Annotated in this window: 10 protein-coding genes; 6 read left to right on the forward strand and 4 right to left on the reverse strand. The window is 63.5% G+C overall.

What is annotated here, in order from left to right; translation table 11 throughout:
* Positions 1–40: 40 nt before the first annotated feature.
* The gene (locus tag FJV83_RS02345; protein WP_096455692.1) at positions 41–1,093 is read left to right on the forward strand and encodes a substrate-binding domain-containing protein; all 1,053 of its coding nucleotides are present in this window, start codon (positions 41–43) and stop codon (positions 1,091–1,093) included.
* A 66-nt stretch (positions 1,094–1,159) separates the two neighbouring features.
* Here the strand turns inward: FJV83_RS02345 and FJV83_RS02350 are convergent, their stop codons facing one another.
* Both FJV83_RS02350 and FJV83_RS02355 read right to left on the reverse strand, forming a co-directional pair.
* A complete protein-coding gene (locus tag FJV83_RS02350) occupies positions 1,160–3,214 on the reverse strand; it encodes a bifunctional aldolase/short-chain dehydrogenase (RefSeq protein ID WP_142884943.1) in 2,055 nt (684 codons plus the stop codon).
* An 86-nt stretch (positions 3,215–3,300) separates the two neighbouring features.
* The gene (locus tag FJV83_RS02355) at positions 3,301–4,266 is read right to left on the reverse strand and encodes a sugar-binding transcriptional regulator (RefSeq protein WP_095786694.1); all 966 of its coding nucleotides are present in this window, start codon (positions 4,264–4,266) and stop codon (positions 3,301–3,303) included.
* A gap of 201 nt (positions 4,267–4,467) precedes the next feature.
* Between FJV83_RS02355 and FJV83_RS02360 the strand changes: the two genes are divergently transcribed.
* The 5 genes from FJV83_RS02360 (at position 4,468) to FJV83_RS02380 (ending at position 13,011) form a co-directional block, all read left to right on the forward strand.
* Entirely contained in the window at positions 4,468–6,108 is a 1,641-nt protein-coding gene (locus FJV83_RS02360) for an acyl-CoA synthetase (protein WP_142875332.1), read from the forward strand.
* 184 nt (positions 6,109–6,292) lie between these two features.
* The gene (locus FJV83_RS02365) at positions 6,293–6,898 is read left to right on the forward strand and encodes a TetR family transcriptional regulator (RefSeq protein ID WP_095771150.1); all 606 of its coding nucleotides are present in this window, start codon (positions 6,293–6,295) and stop codon (positions 6,896–6,898) included.
* Between the two features lie 48 nt (positions 6,899–6,946).
* Positions 6,947–8,089 carry an efflux RND transporter periplasmic adaptor subunit gene (locus FJV83_RS02370; protein WP_095786692.1) on the forward strand — a complete coding sequence of 381 codons (1,143 nt, stop codon included), beginning with the start codon at positions 6,947–6,949 and terminating at the stop codon, positions 8,087–8,089.
* Positions 8,090–8,331: 242 nt separating this feature from the next.
* A complete protein-coding gene (locus FJV83_RS02375) occupies positions 8,332–11,472 on the forward strand; it encodes an efflux RND transporter permease subunit (protein ID WP_095786691.1) in 3,141 nt (1,046 codons plus the stop codon).
* Positions 11,473–11,661: 189 nt separating this feature from the next.
* The gene (locus tag FJV83_RS02380; protein ID WP_095786690.1) at positions 11,662–13,011 is read left to right on the forward strand and encodes an LLM class flavin-dependent oxidoreductase; all 1,350 of its coding nucleotides are present in this window, start codon (positions 11,662–11,664) and stop codon (positions 13,009–13,011) included.
* A 52-nt stretch (positions 13,012–13,063) separates the two neighbouring features.
* Here the strand turns inward: FJV83_RS02380 and FJV83_RS02385 are convergent, their stop codons facing one another.
* Positions 13,064–14,773 (reverse strand): APC family permease, encoded by a 1,710-nt coding sequence (locus tag FJV83_RS02385; protein WP_095771146.1) that lies wholly within the window; start codon positions 14,771–14,773, stop codon positions 13,064–13,066.
* Positions 14,774–15,029: 256 nt separating this feature from the next.
* On the reverse strand, positions 15,030–17,399 hold the full coding sequence (locus FJV83_RS02390) for an aminomethyltransferase family protein (RefSeq protein WP_142884944.1): 2,370 nt from the start codon (positions 17,397–17,399) through the stop codon (positions 15,030–15,032).
* Positions 17,400–17,532: the final 133 nt, after the last annotated feature.

The following is a 17,532-nucleotide window of genomic DNA, read 5'->3' on the forward strand; positions in this document are numbered from 1 at the left end:
ACCGGACAGGATTGGGTTCAACAAGAGTGGAGGAAAACAAGTGAACATCACGAGAAGACTTCTGGGGAAGGTGGCGCTCGGGCTGGCCGGCGCAACCATGCTGATGCAGGTCCCGGCTTTTGCCGCGGACAAGCCGGCCCCGTTCGACAAGCCCGGCGTCAAGATCGCGCTGGTGCGCTATCTCTCGACCGGTGACTTCTTCCAGGCCTATCTCTCGGGCGTCGAGGCGCAGTCCAAGGCGCTCGGCATCGACCTGCGCGTGCTCGACAGTCGCCAGGATGCCGCCCTTCAGTCCGACATGGTCGACCAGGCCATCGCGCTCGGCGTGCAGGGCATCATCATCCAGCACGGCCTGACGGAATCGATGAAGGATGCGGCCCAGCGCGCGGTCGACGCCGGCATCAAGGTCGTGGCCTTCGACGTCAATGTCGAAAACCCCAAGATCCCGCAGATCGAGCAGTCGGACAAAGACCTTGCCCGCCTCGCGCTCGAACAGGCGGTGAAGGACAATGGCGAGAGCTGGAATGCCGGCTATGTCTACGTCGCCGGTATCGCGCCGCTCGACCGCCGCAACGAGACCTGGGTCGACGTCAAGAAGAAATATGCCGGCATCAAGGAAGTCGCGATGTTCGGCACGCTCGACAACCCGATCGCCAACTCGGTCGCCAACCAGGCGCGTTCGGTGCTGTCGGCTCATCCCGACATCAAGGTGATGTTCGCCCCCTATGACGAGTTCGCCAAGGGCGTGAAGATCGCCGTCGACGAAGCCGGCCTGAACAAGGGCATCAAGATCTATTCGGCCGATATCTCGACATCGGACATATCGGCGATGCGCGAGCCCGACAGCGCCTGGGCGGCGACCGCCGCCACCAACCCGGCCGTCGTTGGCCAGGTCTCGGTGCGCGCGCTGGCGCAGTTGCTCGCCGGTGAAGACCCTGGCCACAACGTCATCGTGCCGCCGACGCTGATCACCCAGAAAGAGCTGATCGACAAGGACATCAAGAACATGGAAGACCTGTCGGCCAAGCTGCCGCAGTTCGCCCATGCAGATGTCGCCATGCCGGCCTGGATGCCGAACCCGAACGCGAAGTAGGGGTCGTCATAGCACATATGAAAAGGGCGGCCTGCGAGCCGCCCTTTTTGTTATCTGCCGGAAACCCTACCGCAGCGCCGCCGCGATGTTGCCCCCATCCACCGTCGTCACGTCGGCGGTGGTGCGTTCGGCCAGCGCGTGATGCAGGAAGGCCTGCGCCACATCCTGCGCCGTCACTTCCTGGCCAAGCAGATTGCCGGACATGTATTCCTTTTCCGATACGCCGCGCGCGCCGGAGCGGCTGGCGATCATGGCGTCGGTCAAAAGGCCGGAGCGGATGCGGTCGGCGTTGACGGCGTTCGAGCGGATGCCATGGGCGCCGTAGTCGAGCGCATATTGCCTGGACAGGAACAAAGTCGCCGCCTTCGGCACGCCATAGGCGCCGAATTTCGGACCGGGATTGACCGCCTGCTTAGAGGTGTTGAACAACAGCACACCGCCGGTGCCCTGTTCCAGCATGATGCGCACGGCGTTCTGCGCCACCGACTGGTGGGCGAAGAAATTGAGTTCGAAGCTCTTGCGCAGCAGCGCATCGTCGAGCTCGCCGATCCGGCCTTCCCAGGCCGCGCCCGCATTGGAGACCAGGATATCGACGCCGCCGAAGACGGCCACAGCTTTGTCGAAGGCGGCGCGCACCTGGGCCGGGTCGGTGATGTCGGCGGCGACGCCGATCGAATTGTTGCCGGCTTTCTTGGCGGCATCGGCGGCCTTCTCGGCATCGAGATCGACGACGACGGCATGGGCGCCATTATCGGCGAACAGCTTTGCCGTCGCAGCGCCGATCGCGCCGGCGCCGCCGGTGATCAGCACCACCTGGCCGGTCAGCGGCTTCGGCTTGTTGGAGGCAAGCTTGGCCTGTTCGAGCGACCAGTATTCGAGCGGGAACAAATCGGCCTTGGACAGCGGATGGAAACGGCCGACGGCTTCGGCGCCGCGCACCGCCTCGATCCACATCTCGCCGACATCGGAGGCGATCCTGGCATCCTTCAGCGTGCGGCCGTGGCCGAACATGCCGAGCCCCGGCACCAGCGTCAGCCGCGGCATCGGGTCGAGCATGGTGCGCTTGACGTCGTCGAGTGCGTCATTGGTCTCGAAATAGGCCCGGTACTCCTTGGCGAAGGCGTCGACATAGCTCTTGATGACGGCCTTGTAGTCGCCGACCTTGTCGGCATCGGGCGCCGGCACCGCCATCGGCCCGGTCTTGATGCGGATCGACAGATCCGGTGTCGACACGCCGCGTCCGGCATAGTCGGCGATGGCGGCCGAATTGATGAAATCGACGATCCCGTCGGAGGTGCGGAAGTCAGAGATCATGCGGTCGAAGCGGCCTTCGCCGCGCGCCACCGCAACGGCGCCGCGCAGCATCGGCGCGATGGACGCCGGCGTCGCGAGCCTTGCCGGCAACGCCGCCTTGGCAGCCTTCGGCTTGGCGTTCCTGGCGACGTACTCCTCGGCGACGTTCACATAGTGGATCATCCGGTCATAGGCCTGTTTGGCATCGTTACCAAAGGTGAAGATGCCGTGCTTGTCGAGGATCAGTCCTTCCACCGTCGGGTCGGCATCGAAGACGTCGGCCGCCGCCTTGGCAAGGTCGAAGCCCGGCATGATGTAGGGCACGTAGCCCATCTTCTCGCCGAAGACCGTCTTTACTAGCGGCTTCGAGTCTTCCTGGTCGACGATGGCCAGGATAGCGGTCGAATGGGTGTGGTCGACGAATTTATGCGGCAGGAAGGCATGCAGCAGCGTCTCGACCGAGGGATTGGGCGAGGACGGATCGATGAGGTTTGCCCGCTGCAGCGCCACCATGTCCTCGTCAGCGAGCTTGTCCAGCGCGCGCGCCTTGAGCAGGGCGCCCATCTTGACCGCCGGCAGTCCCTGCGGCTCGATAACGGCCATGTCCCAGCCACTGCCCTTGACGCACAGCACATCCCATTCATCGCCGACGAGGTCGGTCGCCTTGATCTTGCAGGACGTGTTGCCGCCGCCATGCAGGACCAGCTGCGGCACGCCGCCCAGCAGCCGCGTCGTGTAGACGCGCAGCGCGAGGTCGCGGCCGACGCCCTTCTTGGCATAGTCGGCGACGAGTTTCTCGGCCGTGTCGTCGTTCCACAAATTCTTCATGTTCGCTTCGTCCAGTTGCTGTCTTGGGTGGTGAAACAGGAATGCCGCGACGCCTTGATGACAATGCGCCGGCGAAGGGTGCCTTTTCAGGATGCTTTTTGTGGTGCCGCTCCGGCATGATCGAGCAGCCGTTGCGCCATATGCGCACCGACCACAAGATGCGTGCAAAGCTCGCCCGCGAGCGCCGCGAGCAGGGGCTCGAACTTGCTGTCCTCCTGCACCACCATCAAGCGTTTTTCGATGGCACGCAGCGAGCCGAGTTCAGCCGAAATGACCCGACGGTTGTAGCTGCAATCGAGCGCCTCGCCCCTGGCGTCGATGATCTGTCCGGCAATCACCCCGGCTGCGCCGATGCCGCGCAGCGCGGCCATTTCGTCCGGGTCGAGCGCGCCGCATTTGACGACATGGCTGTCTGCATCGACGGTGCCGACGGAGAAAAGCGCGAGATTGCAATCGCTGATGCCGGCCAGCTGTTCGCGGATCACCGGCTCGGCGCGCAACGCGCGCGCGAGATCTTCCGTCGACAGCACCAGCGGCGCGTAGAAATTAAGCCCCTTGGCGTTGAGCCGGCGCGCGATTTCCATGGTGCACTGGTCGGGCCGATAGGAGTAGGGCGCGCCGAGATTGCCGCAGAGCTGCACCACCGTGACATCCTGCAGGTCGGCATAGGACATGATGTCGGCGATCGTATAGACGGTGCGGCCCCAGGCGACGCCGATGCGGTCGCCCTTCTTGACCAGTTCGAGAAAGACGCTCGCCGCCAGCACGGCGATATCAGTCGACGGGTCCGGGATATAGCCGTTCTCCGGCGCGATCCAGACCGCGTCGAGCTTCAAGGCATCCTCGAGCCTGCGCGCCATCACGTCATCGGTGAACAGCTGCGTCGAGGTCGAGATGTTGACGATGCCGGTCTCGCGCGCCTTGCGCAGATACATGGCCACCGAAGCACGTGAAATGTTAAGCTGGCTCGCAACCTGGTCCTGCCGCAGGCCATGCGCATAGTAGAGCCAGGCGGCTTTGTGAATGAGTTGTTCTGCCGGTCGGATCGCCATGCCGTCTCCTCGGCTGACATTAGTCACGGCTCTCGACAAAAGTCAAATTGGCATGCGTGAGTGCGATCGCCTCTAAACAAAACGCATCCGGGATGGTCGTTCTACAAAGTCCGGACAGCATAGCATTTTCGACCATTCAGGGGGATGGCCTGACGAGAGCCCTAAGGTTAGAAAGCTCGAAAAGGACTTGGGGAGGACGGGATGGGCAATTCCTACGAACAGGATCTGGACAGGAACGCGGCCAACCACCAGCCTCTGACGCCGCTCACCTATCTGGAGCGCGCGGCAAAGACCTATCCCGACCACATCGCCATCATCCACGGCCGCCAGCGCATCAGCTACCGCGATTTCTGGCACCGCTCGCTGAAGCTCGCATCGGCGCTGCAAAAGCGCGGCATCGGCAAGGGCGACACGGTCACCGTGATGCTGTCCAACACGCCGCCGATGCTGGAGGCGCATTTCGGCGTGCCGATGACCAAGGCGGTGCTGCATTCGCTCAACACCCGCCTCGACGCCGCGGTCATCGCCTTCCAGCTCGACCATGCCGAGACCAAGGTGCTCATCGTCGACCGCGAATTCTCCGGCGTCGTCCGGCAGGCGCTCGATCTGGCCAAGGTCAAGCCGCTGGTCATCGACTATGACGATCCCGACTACGCCGCCGACGCCCCCTATCCGAAGGGCGAACGGATTGGCGGGCTCGACTATGAGGATTTTGTCACCGGCGGCGACGAGGATTTCGCCTGGTCGATGCCCGACGATGAATGGGACGCCATCTCGCTCAACTACACCTCGGGCACGACGGGCAATCCGAAGGGCGTCGTCTATCACCATCGCGGTGCCGCCCTGATGGCCTACACCAACACCATCCATGCCGGCATGGCCAAGCACGCCGTCTATCTCTGGACGCTGCCGATGTTCCACTGCAATGGCTGGTGCTTTCCGTGGACTCTGGCCGTCCAGGCCGGCACCCATGTCTGCCTGCGCTGGGTGCGGCCGAAGCCGATCTACGACGCCATCGCCGATCACGGCGTCACCCATCTCTGCGGCGCGCCGGTCGTCATGTCGGTGCTGATCAACGCCCGGGATGAGGACAAGCGCACGTTCGCGCAGACGGTGACCTTCAACACCGCGGCCGCGCCGCCGCCGGAAGCCGTGCTGTCGGGGATGGCCGATGCCGGCTTTGCCGTCACCCATCTCTATGGCCTGACCGAGACCTATGGCCCGGCCGTGGTCAACGAATGGCACGGCGAATGGGACGATCTCGCAAAGGGCGAGCGCAGCGCCAAGAAGGCAAGGCAGGGCGTGCGCTACGCCGCGCTCGAAGGCCTGACCGTCATGGACCCCGAAACGATGCAGGCGACGCCGGCCGACGGCGAGACCATCGGCGAGGTCATGTTCCGTGGCAACATCGTCATGAAGGGCTATCTCAAGAACCGCAAGGCCAGCGACGAGGCCTTCGCCGGCGGCTGGTTCCATTCCGGCGATCTCGGCGTCATGCATCCCGACGGCTACATCCAGCTCAAGGACCGCTCCAAGGACATCATCATCTCGGGCGGCGAGAACATTTCCTCGATCGAGGTCGAGGATGCGCTCTACAAACACCCGTCCGTCGCTTCCTGCGGCGTTGTGGCGCGCCATGACGACAAATGGGGCGAGGTGCCGGTCGCCTATGTCGAGCTGAAGCCCGGCAAGACGGCGAGCGAGGCCGAGATCATTGAGCACTGCCGTGCGCTGCTTGCCCGCTTCAAAGTGCCGAAAGCCGTGATTTTCGCCGAGATTCCAAAGACCTCGACCGGCAAGATCCAGAAATTCCGGCTCCGGGAAATGGCCAAACTCGCCTGAAGAGCGACTGCCTCTCAAAAAATATTTCGAGTTGCCCGCATCCTTGGGCCGCTTGGTGACGTCTGTTGGATGTCACCATCTGTCACGATATTGAACGCGTACGTCGATTTCGCGTTGACATCCCACCTTCTTCAATTTACGACTGACGAAAATTGAAATTCGTCACTTGTCAAACGAAAGAGCCATGTCCGAAGCCGCCAACATCATGGTCGATACCGCCAGACAGGAGAATGTGACCCGCATTCTCGACTGCGCCGAGCGCCTGTTCCGGCACTATGGCTACGGCAAGACCAATGTAGCCGACATTGCCCGCGAGCTTGGCATGTCGCCGGCCAACATCTACCGTTTCTTTGCCTCCAAGGTCGAAATCCACCAGGCGGTGTGCGGCCGGATGCTCGGCGCCAGCTACAAGATGGCTTACGAGATCATGCACCTGCCGATCGGCGCCGAGGAGCGGCTTCGTCGCTACATCCATGCGCAATACAAGATGACGCTGGAGACCATGCTCGATGCGCAGAAGGTCCATGAGATGGTCATCGTCGCGCTTGAGCGCGATTGGGGCGTCATCGACAAGCACGTCGACAGCATCCACGATCTCTTCGCGGAAGTGATCCGCGAGGGTATCGAGGCCGGCGAGTTCGCCAAGCAGGACCCGGTGACCGCGTCACGCTGCTTCGGCGCCGCTACAATCATCCTTTGCCACCCGCAGATGGTGGCGCAGTGCCTTGCCAAGACCAACCGGGCAATGCCCGACGAACTTATCGACTACGCCATCAGAGCCTTGAAATAGCCGCCGGTCGCCGGTGTCGGCAGTCCGCCTCCAGTCGGGAGTATTACTATGTCCTTGTCCCATTCCATCATCCGCGGGTTGCCGGTCGCGGGCCTGGTAGTCGCGGCGCTCGCGCTTGCCGGCTGCAGCCAGGAGAAGGCCGAGGTCAAGGAAATCATCCGCCCGGTCAAGGTCGTCGAGATCGCCCAGGCGCATGACTCCCGCACGCTCTCCTATTCGGGGTCGGTGCGGGCCCGCACCGAAAGCGCCCTGGCTTTCCGCGTCAACGGCAAGATCACCGAACGTCTGGTCGACATCGGCCAGCATGTGGTGCCGGGCGATGTGCTCGCCCGCATCGATCCCACCGACTACGATCTGTCGGTCAAGAGCGCGCAGGCAGCGCTCGATGCCGCCGAACGGCAGGTCGAGACGACAGAGCTTGCGCGCAAGCGCGCCGAGCAGCTTTTCGCCAAAAACTTCGCGCCGAAATCGCAGCTCGAACAGGCGACGCTGACCCATGACCAGGCGGTCGCCACGCGCGACTCCGCCCGTTCCTCACTTGACCAGGCCAAGAATCAGGTCGGGTATACCGACCTCAAGGCCGACAGGGACGGCATCGTCACGGCTGTCAACGCCGATGTCGGCCAGGTGGTCGGCTCCGGCACGCCTGTGGTCACTGTCGCGGTCGACGGCGAAAAGGAAGTTCTGATCGCGGTGCCGGAAATGGAGATCGCCGAGTTCAAGCCCGGCAAGTCGGTCAAGGCCGGGTTCTGGTCGGACAGCGCGCTGGCGCTCGACGGCAAGGTCCGCGAGGTTGCCGGCAGCGCAGATCCACAGTCGCGCACTTTCGCCGTCCGTGTCAGCCTGCCCAATGATCCACGTGTGCTTCTCGGCATGACCGCCAATATCGAGGCCTCGGCCGCCAACGAAAAGCAGCTGGTTTCGATCCCCTTGAGCGCGTTGGCGGAGAAAGACAGCCAGTCGATCGTCTGGACCGTCGATCGTGACGCCGACACCGTTCATGCCCGTCCGGTGAAGGTTGCCAAGTTCGCCGCCGATGGCGTGCGTGTGGCCGAAGGATTGAAACCCGGCGATGTCGTGGTCGCCGCCGGCACCCAGTTCATGACCGAGAATCTGAAGGTCAAGCTCGCCGGCGGCGTGGCGCAGCAATCCGCGTCCGCCGAGGGCGACGACGCCAGCCGGCTGCGCTGAGGACAGATAGGTCGGCCGCGCGTTCCCGCGGCCGCAGGTTTCCGGGCGGCGTGCGCCCGAAGGTTGAGACGTCACGGCCGATGTACCCCCGCATCGACCTAGCGTCCCACCGCGATGAGTGTCTCTCCGCTCGGAAAGCCTCGCCGCCCGGAAGCCAGATCGAACACGGATGATTTCGTTTCGCGCGCCCTGCTTCTTCGAAGCGCCAGGCGCCGGCAAACAAGCAAAGTGGACCTGCAACGATGACGACCTCCACTGAAGAAAAGCGGCCCTTCAACCTGTCGCGCTGGGCCATCGGTCATCCCTCCATCGCGCGCTTCCTGTTCGGGCTGATCATCATCGCCGGTGCGCTCGGCCTGATGCGCATGGGCCAGAAGGAAGACCCCGATTTCACCTTCCGGGTGATGGTCGTCCAGGCGATCTGGCCGGGTTCCTCTATCCAGGAGATGGAGGACCAGGTCGTCAACAAGATCGAGCGCAAGCTGCAGGAAACGCCGCATCTCGACTTCGTGCGCTCCTTCACGCGCGCCGGCAGCGCCATCATCACCGTGCAGATCAAGGGCGACACCAACGCCGCCGAGGTGACGGACGCCTTCTATCAGGTGCGCAAGAAGGTCGGCGACATTTCCGGCGACCTGCCGCAAGGCCTGCTCGGCCCCTATTTCAACGACGAGTTCGGCGACACCTTCATCACCCTGCATTCGATCAGCGGTGACGGCTTCTCCTATCCAGAGTTGAAGAAGTTCGCCATCCAGGCGCGCGACATGCTGTTGACCACGCCAGGCGTCGAGAAGGCCGTCATCATCGGCGACCAGCCGGAAAAGCTCTATATCGATGTCTCGTCCAAGGCGCTGGCCGAGCGCGGCCTGACGCTGACCGACCTGCAGAACGCCATCAAGGGCCAGAACAATGTCGATCCGGCCGGTGCCGTCGACACCGGCGTCAATTCGGTGCGCATCTCCGTCGAAGGCGACGTCACCAAGGCCGCCGACATCAGGGAATTGCGCCTGCGTGCCGGTGGGCAGGTAACCCGTCTCGGCGACATCGCCACCGTGACCTCCGGGCTCGAGGATCCCTTCCAGCGCAAATACCGCTTCAACGGTCATGACAGCGTGCAGCTTGGTGTCGTCATGGCGAAGGGTTTCAAGGTCACCGATGTCGGCAAGGACGTCGAGGCGACCTACAAGCGCTTTGAAGAAGCGCTGCCTTATGGCGTGTCGGTCGACCAGATTTCCGACCAGCCGGGCGTCGTCACCGATGCAGTGGCCGAATTCATGCATGCGCTCGGCGAGGCGCTGCTGATCGTGCTTGTCGTCTCGTTCCTGTCGATCGGCTGGCGTTCAGGGCTGGTCATCGCCATCGCCATCCCGCTGGTTCTGGCCGCTACCTTCGCCATCATGTACGAGCTCGGCATCGACCTGCAGCGCATTTCGCTGGGCGCCCTGATCATCGCGCTCGGCCTGCTCGTCGACGACGCCATGATCGTCGTCGAGATGATGGAGCGCAAGCTTGAGGAGGGGCTGGTCAAGATCGAGGCGGCTAGCTTCGCCTATACGTCGACCGCTTTCCCGATGCTGACCGGCACGCTCATCACCACCGCCGGCTTCATCCCGGTCGGCTTCGCCGCTTCCACGGCTGGCGAATATGTGCGCACGCTGTTTTATGTCGTCGGCATCGCGCTGATCGTCTCGTGGTTCGTCGCGGTCTATTTCACGCCGTGGCTCGGCAACATGATCCTCAAGCAGCGCAAGCATGCCGGCAGCCATCACGATGTCTTCGACACGCGCTTCTACCGCCGGCTGCGCTCTACCGTCGGCTGGGCCGTGCGCCACCGCATCATCGTTCTCGTCATGACGCTGGTGACTTTCGGCACCAGCCTGTGGGCGTTCCAGTTCATCCCGCAGAACTTCTTCCCGCAATCGTCGCGGCCGGAAATCCTGGTCGATCTGTGGCTGCCGGAAGGCACCAGCATCAAGGAGGTCGAAACGCAGGCCAAGGCGCTGGAAGCCAAGATGATGGACGACAAGGACAAGCGCTTCATCGCCACCTATATCGGCGAAGGCGCGCCGCGCTTCTTCCTGCCGCTCGACCAGCAGCTGCGCAACCCGAACTTCGCCCAGATGCTTGTCATGGCCAATGACGAGCCTGCGCGCGAGCGGCTGATCGTCAAGCTGCGCACGGTTCTGGCCGAGGATTTCCCCTCGATCCGCGCCAAGGTCGATCGCCTGTTCCTCGGACCGCCGACCGGCTGGCCGGTGCAGATGCGCGTCATGGGTCCCGATCGCCAGGAGGTGCGCCGCATCGCCGACCAGGTGAAGGCGAAATTCCGCGAGGATCCGCTGCTGGGCGCGGTGCATGACGATTGGCTCGAGCCGGTGCCGGCAATGAAGCTGGTCATCGACCAGGATCGTGCTCGGGCGCTCGGCGTTACCTCGCAGCGCATCCGCCAGATGCTGCAGGCGACCATGGCCGGTGCGCCGCTCGACGACTTCCGCGACGGCGAGGAGACGGTCTCCATCGTTGCCCGCGAGCCGGATGCCAGCCGCAGCCTGCTGTCCTCGGTCGATTCGGTCTACATCCCGACCGATTTCGGCGGTTTCGTGCCGCTGTCGCAGGTGGCCAAGGTGGTGCCGGTGCTGGAGCAAGGCATCGAGTGGCGCCGCGACCGCCTGCCGACGATCAGCGTGCGTGCAACGCTTCCCGATGGCGTGCAGTCCAACGACGTCGTCACCAAGATGTACAAGGACATGCAGGGCCTGCGCGACGGCCTGGCGCCCGGCTACAAGATCGAGATCCAGGGCGGTGCCGAGGATTCGGCCGAAAGCCAGGCGTCGATCGCCGCCAAGGCGCCGGTCATGCTGGCCATCATCGTCGTGCTCCTGATGATCCAGCTGCAGAACTTCGGCAAGGCGATGCTGGTGCTGGCCACCGGTCCGCTCGGCATCATCGGGGCTGCCGCCGCGCTTTTGATCAGCGGCGCGCCGTTCGGCTTCGTCGCCATTCTCGGCGTCATCGCGCTGCTCGGCATCATCATGCGCAACTCGATCATCCTGGTCGACCAGATCGACCAGGACATCGCCAGAGGCATGGAACGTTCGGAGGCCATCATCGGCTCGGCCGTGCGTCGTTTCCGGCCGATCGTGCTGACGGCGATGACGGCGGTGCTGGCGCTCATCCCGATCTCGCGCGCCGTGTTCTGGGGGCCGCTCGCCTACGCCATGATGGGCGGCATCGTGGTTGCCACCGTGCTGACCATCCTGGTGCTGCCGGCTGGCTACGCCCTGTTCTTTGGCCGCGAGCCGAAGAAGGTGGTGAACAATGAGCAGGCGCCCGAGCCAGAGTTGGCGACCGAGCGGCCGCAACTGGCCCTGGCCGCGGAATAAGGAGGTTTCATCGCATCATCCGCCGTCAGCTATGGCGGATGATGCGGTGTGACGGCTGGTCCGTCGCACCGATGAAAATGCTCCCCGCTGCCGATTTTGCAAAACAGAATTCCTTCCCAGGGCCGCAATGCGGTTCCATGTTGAGCGACACCGGAGCGGCAACGCTCGTCCTCATCAGGATGTCTTCCCATGGCAGAAAAACGGCAATTGCGGCTTGGCGCCTTCATGCGCCCGGTCAGCTTGCACACCGGCGCCTGGCGCTATCCCGGCGCCTATCCTGACGCCAATTTCAACTTCGCGCATCTGAAGCGCTTCGCCCAGACGCTGGAGGCGGCGAAGTTCGACGCCTTCTTCATGGCCGACCATCTGGCCGTGCTCAACATGCCGATCGAGGCGCTGCGCCGCAGCCACACCGTGACCTCGTTCGAGCCGTTCACGCTGCTGTCGGCGCTGGCCGCCGTCACCGATCACATCGGGCTGGTCGCCACTGCGTCGACGACCTTCGACGCGCCCTATCACATTGCTAGGCGCTTCGCGTCTCTCGACCATATCAGCGGCGGACGCGCCGGCTGGAACATCGTCACCACGTCCAACCCCGATGCGGCGCTCAACTTCGGGCTGGACGAACATGTCGAGCATGACGAGCGCTATCACCGGGCGCGGGAATTCTACGATGTCGTGACCGGCCTGTGGGACAGTTTTGCCGACGACGCCTTCATCCGCGACGCCGAAAGCGGGCTCTATTTCGATCCCGCCAAATTGCACGTGCTGGACCATAAGAGCGAACACCTCTCCGTGCGTGGCCCGCTCAACATTGCGCGGCCGGTGCAGGGCTGGCCGGTCATCGTCCAGGCCGGCGCCTCGGAAGCCGGGCGGCAACTGGCCGCCGAGACGGCCGAGGTGATTTTCGCCGCCCATGGCGATCTTGCCGCCGGGCAGCGCTTTTTTGCCGACGTCAAGGGCAGGGCACAGAAGTTCGGCCGCTCCCGGGACGACATCAAGATCCTGCCTGGCGCATTCGTCATCGTCGGCGACAGCGTCGAGGATGCGCGGGCCAAGCGGGCGAAGCTCGACAGCCTGGTCTATTACGAGAGCGGCATTGCCTCACTGTCGATCGCGCTTGGGCATGACGCGTCGGCCTTTGATCCCGATGCAACGCTGCCGGACATACCCGAGACCAATGCCTCGAAGAGCAGCCGCGAGCGCGTCATCGAGCTTGCCCGGAACGAAAACCTGACCATTCGCCAGCTTGCCCAGCGGCTGGGCGGTTATTCCGGGCTCGCCTTCGTCGGCACGCCGCAAACCATTGCCGACGAGATGGAGGAATGGCTGGTCACCGAGGGATCGGACGGCTTCAACATCATGTTTCCCTATCTGCCCGCCGGGCTCGACGATTTCGTCGAGAAGGTGGTGCCCGAGCTGCAGCGGCGCGGCATCTTCAGGCGGCAGTATGAGGGCTCCACGCTGCGCGAGAATCTCGGCCTGAAGCGGCCGCCCAACCGGTTCTTCGAGAAGACGACGATCCGCAAGGCCGGTTGACGAAAAGCATCGGGCGCGCCGAAGCGCGCCCGATGCTTCATAAGTCGGCCTGTCAGATGACGAATACCCAGTTTGCGATCAGCATCACCGCCACACCGGCGATCAGCGTCAGATAGGGCAGCATGCCCGCTTTCTTAACCGCGAGGTCAGCTCCCGTCATGCCGAGATCGGCCAGCATGTGGTCGGGGAATTTGCCCTTGTCCTGGATGTAGTGGCGGTAGCAGAACACTGGGATAATCAGTGCCGCGGTGATCAGCCCGGCCCACAGCGCCATCGGGTTCCATACCTTGGCGCCGGCGCCCATGAAGATCGCGTTGACATAGGCGAAGATCGCCCCGATCCCGAGAAGCCAGGTCGGCGCTTTCCACGGCCGCGCGATATGGCCGTTGTCGATGCGATGGATCCAGCCGGCATTGAGGTTGAGGAAGTTGAAGATGATGTAGCCGCAATTCGACACGGCGAGGATGAAGAAGAAGCTCGTCGCGTCGGCCGAGGCGATGGCCAGCACGATCAGGTTGAAGCAGAGGTCGGTCCACATCGCGCGCGTCGGCGCGCCATGTTCGTTGACGTGGCTGAGATAGCGCGGCAGCCAGCCGTCGACCGAGCCCTGGTAGAGTGTGCGCGAGGAGCCGGCCATCGCCGTCATGATGCACAGCACCAGCGCCAGGATCATCAGCATCACCAGCAGGCTGTGGATAATCTTGCCGCCGCCGACCATGCCGGCCAGCGCATCCGCCACACCCGAGCCGTCGACGATCGGTGTCGCCAGCATGCCGTTCAAGCCCAGCACACCCTGGAAGGTGAAGGGCACCAGGATGAACAGAAGCATGCAGAGCAGGCCGGAATAGAAGATGGCCTTGAACGTGTCGGTGCCGGGGTTCTTGAACTCGGAGGTGTAGCAGACGGCGGTTTCAAAACCGTAGGTCGACCAGGCGGCGATGAACATGCCACCGAGCACCAGCGTCCAGCCGGCGATGTTCCAGGCGCCCGGGTCCGGCGCATAGGCGGCCGCCAGCGGCACCAGCGGCGAGAAATTGGCCCAGTTGATCTGTCCGGTGAAGATCGGCACGACGCCGACGATCAGCATCGGGATGATGACCAGCAGGCCAATATATTTCTGCACATTGGCCGTGCCGAGGATGCCGCGATGCTGGATCGAGAAGATGATCAGCATCAGCACCGCGCCGATGAAGAAGGTGGCGTTGAGCGTGAAGGAGACCGGACCCAGCGTGTGGCTGTACAGCGTCCAGTTGCGGATCGCCGGTGTCGCGGCCGCGGTCACCGCCGTGATGGCGTCCGCGGGCGCCGTTCCGGCATGCGCCGCTATATAGGCGACGACATCAGGCGAGGTCTCGGTGAACAGCGGCACCGGCGCCAGCGCGTTGAGGATATAGGCGGCGGCGATCGAGCAGCCGAGAGACAGCACCGGCGACCAGGCGAACCAGTTGCACCACACCGACAGCGGCGCGATGAACTTGGAATAGCGCAGCCAGGCGGTGGCGCCGTAGATAGAAGCGCCGCCAGACTTGTTTGGGAACAGGCCGGCGATCTCGGCATAGGTGAAGGATTGCAGGAAACCCATGATCATGGACACCGTCCAGATCAGGAAGGCCAGCGTCCCGGTCGTGCCGGCGATGCCGCCGATCGAAAACAGGACCAGTGCCGGAACGCCGCTCGCCACCCAGAAGGCGCCGCGCCAGTCGATATGCCTGAGCAGCTTGCTTTCGGCAGGCTGCTCGAGGGCCGTGCTTATGGTGCTCATGTCAGTGACTTCCCCTTTTTCTCGTGTTCCCCGCCAGCGATGCCTCGGCTTTGCGAAGCTTGCTCCCCGGCACATGACCTTACGACTCCGGTGTTTCCACTCAGTCGTATTTTTTTCTTAGGAGTGAAGATTGATCCGGCGCGCTTTCACGTCAAGCGTTTTGTGACGCCGTGCACATCACGCTTGCGCGCGCAGGCGGCAATACGTCTCGCGGCACCTCTGACGCGCGCGGTTTTACCTGTCCGGAGGGCAGCAATCAGGAGCGCGGCCGGGTCTTCTGCGGATCGTAATGGGCGAAGGCGACGACACGCGCCGGCAGCCGTTTGGCGTGGCCGTCGAGCTTGCCGATCTCGACCTCGGTACCAACAGCCGCGTGGGTGACGTCGAGCCTGGCCAGCGCGATGTTCTTGCCAAGCACCGGCGACCGCATGCCCGAGGTGACGACGCCGATCTGGGCGCGGCCGACATGCACGCAATCGCCATGGCCGACCGCGACATTGCTGTCGATGTCGAGCCCGACCAGTTTGTTCTGCGGGTTCTCTTTGCGGCGGATCAGCGCCTCGCGGCCGATGAAATCGTCGGTCTTGCTTTTCAGCGGCACGGTGAAGCCGATGCCGGCCTCGAACGGATCGGTCTGGTCGGAGAATTCGTAGCCCGCGAAGATCAGCCCGGCCTCGATGCGCACCATGTCGAGCGCTTGCAGGCCCATCGGCTTCAGCCCATGCGGCTGGCCGGCTTCCCAGATGGCGTCGAACACTTTTTCGGCGTCGCGCGGATGGCACCAGATCTCATAGCCGAGCTCACCGGTATAGCCGGTGCGCGAGACGACGACCGGAATGCCGTTGCCGCCGCCGATGCGGGCGACCGCGAAGCGGAACCATTCGAGCTCGTCGATCGAAGGCTGCAGCGGCGAAGTCCAGATCACTTCTCTGAGGATATCGCGGCTTTTTGGGCCCTGTACGGCGACATTGTGCATCTGGTCCGTGGAGGAGCGCACCAGGACATTAAGCCCAAGCTTCTTGGCGGTCTCTCGCAGCCATTCACCGGACAGATCGTCGCCGCCGACCCAGCGGAAATTATCCTTGCCGAGCCGCAGCAGCGTGCCGTCGTCGATCATGCCGCCATGCTCGTAGCACATGGCGGAGTAGACGACCTGGCCGACGCCGAGTTTTTTCACGTCGCGGGTCAGCGTGTATTGCAGCAGCGCTTCGGAATCCGGGCCGGTGACCTCAAATTTTCTGAGCGGCGACAGGTCCATGATCACGGCGTCCTGCCGGCAGGCCCAGTACTCGGCGATGGGGCCCTCCTTGGCGAAGGAGTTGGCCAGCCAGTAGCCCCTGTATTCCGAGAAATTGCGGGTGTGCTTGGCAAAGGACGAATGGAAGGAGGTCTCGCGGGTCATTTTCGGTTCCGAATCGGGCGTCATGCGTCTGGCGATCGCTCGCGAGAATTTGTGCTGGCCGGAATAGGTCCGCACATGGATGTCGGTGAGATCCCAGCCATTGGCCGGCGTCGTGTCGTCGGGGCAGGCGGAGGAGACGCAGACGATGTCGGTCAGCGCCCTGAGCAGCACATAGTCGCCCGGCCGCGACCATGGTTCGTCGGACACCATCACGCCATGCGCGTCGATGGCGGTGTTGAAGAAGAAGTTGATCGCCATCCACCCGGCGCGGGGATTGACGCCCTTGCCGGCCAGGGCGCCATTGAAATTCTCCGAGCAGTTGGTGTGGCCGGGATAGCCGATGTCGTCGTAATATTTCGCAGCACAGGCCAGCGCGAAGGCATCATGCCGGCCGCATGTGTCCTGCACCACCTCGACCAGCGGCTCCATGTCCTGGTCGTAATATTTGGAATGCAGGCCAGGCATCGGATAACTCGACCCCATCAGCGTGCGCGTCGTCGTCACGTCGAGCGGATGGTCGAGGCCCTTGTCCAGCTTGCGCGCCGAAAAGCACTGGAAGTCGGTGCATTGCCGGCCGTCGACATCGATGATCTGCAGATAGTCGCCGGCCTTGACGAAGTAGGATTCCGCCGTTGCCGAATGGACGCGCAGGTCAAGCACCGGATCGGCGAGGGGATCGGCCACCTGCGATTTTGTTTTCAGGCGGATCGTGGCGCGGCGCACGATGACGGTGAGCGGCGTCGCCGTGTCATGGCTGTCGACCAGCATCGGTCCGCCGGGCGCGGCGATGACCATCGAGCCGTCGCGCGTGACGGTGAAAGCCTGTTCGGTCCCGGCGGGCGTTGTGCTGCCGAACACGCGCAGCGCCTTTGCCTGATCGAGCACCACTTGCCGGCGCGCCAGCCCGCGGCGTAGGGACGCGAGACTGTCATCGCCCTCGGCGAGGAGCGCCTTGATGCCGGCGGCATTGCTGTTGGATTTTTCGCCGAAGATGCCGGGATCGGTGGTGCCTGTGGTGTCCCAGGCCAGAACTTCGCAGGCCTGGCCGCCTTCGACATTGCGTACGGTGATGATATCGCCGGCCTCGACCTCGATCAGCAAAGCCCCGTTGCCTTGGATCGTGTGGCGCTCCATGCCCGGCGGCAGCGCGATCTGACCGGGCCTCAGGATGAGGCTCGGGCGCGGCGGTCCGGCTGTGACTGTTGGGTAGGGCGACTGGCTCATCTCAGCCCTTGCGGTTCGAGAAACAAGTTTGCCTGTGTGTGAAATTATTTTAGCAGCAAGAATAGCAGCGCGGTTGCGTTTGGCAAGGCAGACCACCCCTTCTTCCTTCTCCCCTTGTGGGAGAAGGTGGATC

Origin of the sequence: Mesorhizobium sp. WSM4307 (assembly GCF_007003945.1) — a bacterium.
GTDB lineage: Bacteria > Pseudomonadota > Alphaproteobacteria > Rhizobiales > Rhizobiaceae > Mesorhizobium.

Excerpts from the sequence above, each read along its gene's own strand:
- FJV83_RS02350 (WP_142884943.1), bottom strand. The coding sequence starts at position 3,214 with ATGAAGAATTTGTGGAACGACGACACGGCCGAGAAACTCGTCGCCGAC.
- FJV83_RS02355 (WP_095786694.1), bottom strand. The coding sequence starts at position 4,266 with ATGGCGATCCGACCGGCAGAACAACTCATTCACAAAGCCGCCTGGCTC.
- FJV83_RS02360 (WP_142875332.1), top strand. The coding sequence starts at position 4,468 with ATGGGCAATTCCTACGAACAGGATCTGGACAGGAACGCGGCCAACCAC.
- FJV83_RS02365 (WP_095771150.1), top strand. The coding sequence starts at position 6,293 with ATGTCCGAAGCCGCCAACATCATGGTCGATACCGCCAGACAGGAGAAT.
- FJV83_RS02370 (WP_095786692.1), top strand. The coding sequence starts at position 6,947 with ATGTCCTTGTCCCATTCCATCATCCGCGGGTTGCCGGTCGCGGGCCTG.
- FJV83_RS02375 (WP_095786691.1), top strand. The coding sequence starts at position 8,332 with ATGACGACCTCCACTGAAGAAAAGCGGCCCTTCAACCTGTCGCGCTGG.
- FJV83_RS02380 (WP_095786690.1), top strand. The coding sequence starts at position 11,662 with ATGGCAGAAAAACGGCAATTGCGGCTTGGCGCCTTCATGCGCCCGGTC.
- FJV83_RS02385 (WP_095771146.1), bottom strand. The coding sequence starts at position 14,773 with ATGAGCACCATAAGCACGGCCCTCGAGCAGCCTGCCGAAAGCAAGCTG.
- FJV83_RS02390 (WP_142884944.1), bottom strand. The coding sequence starts at position 17,399 with ATGAGCCAGTCGCCCTACCCAACAGTCACAGCCGGACCGCCGCGCCCG.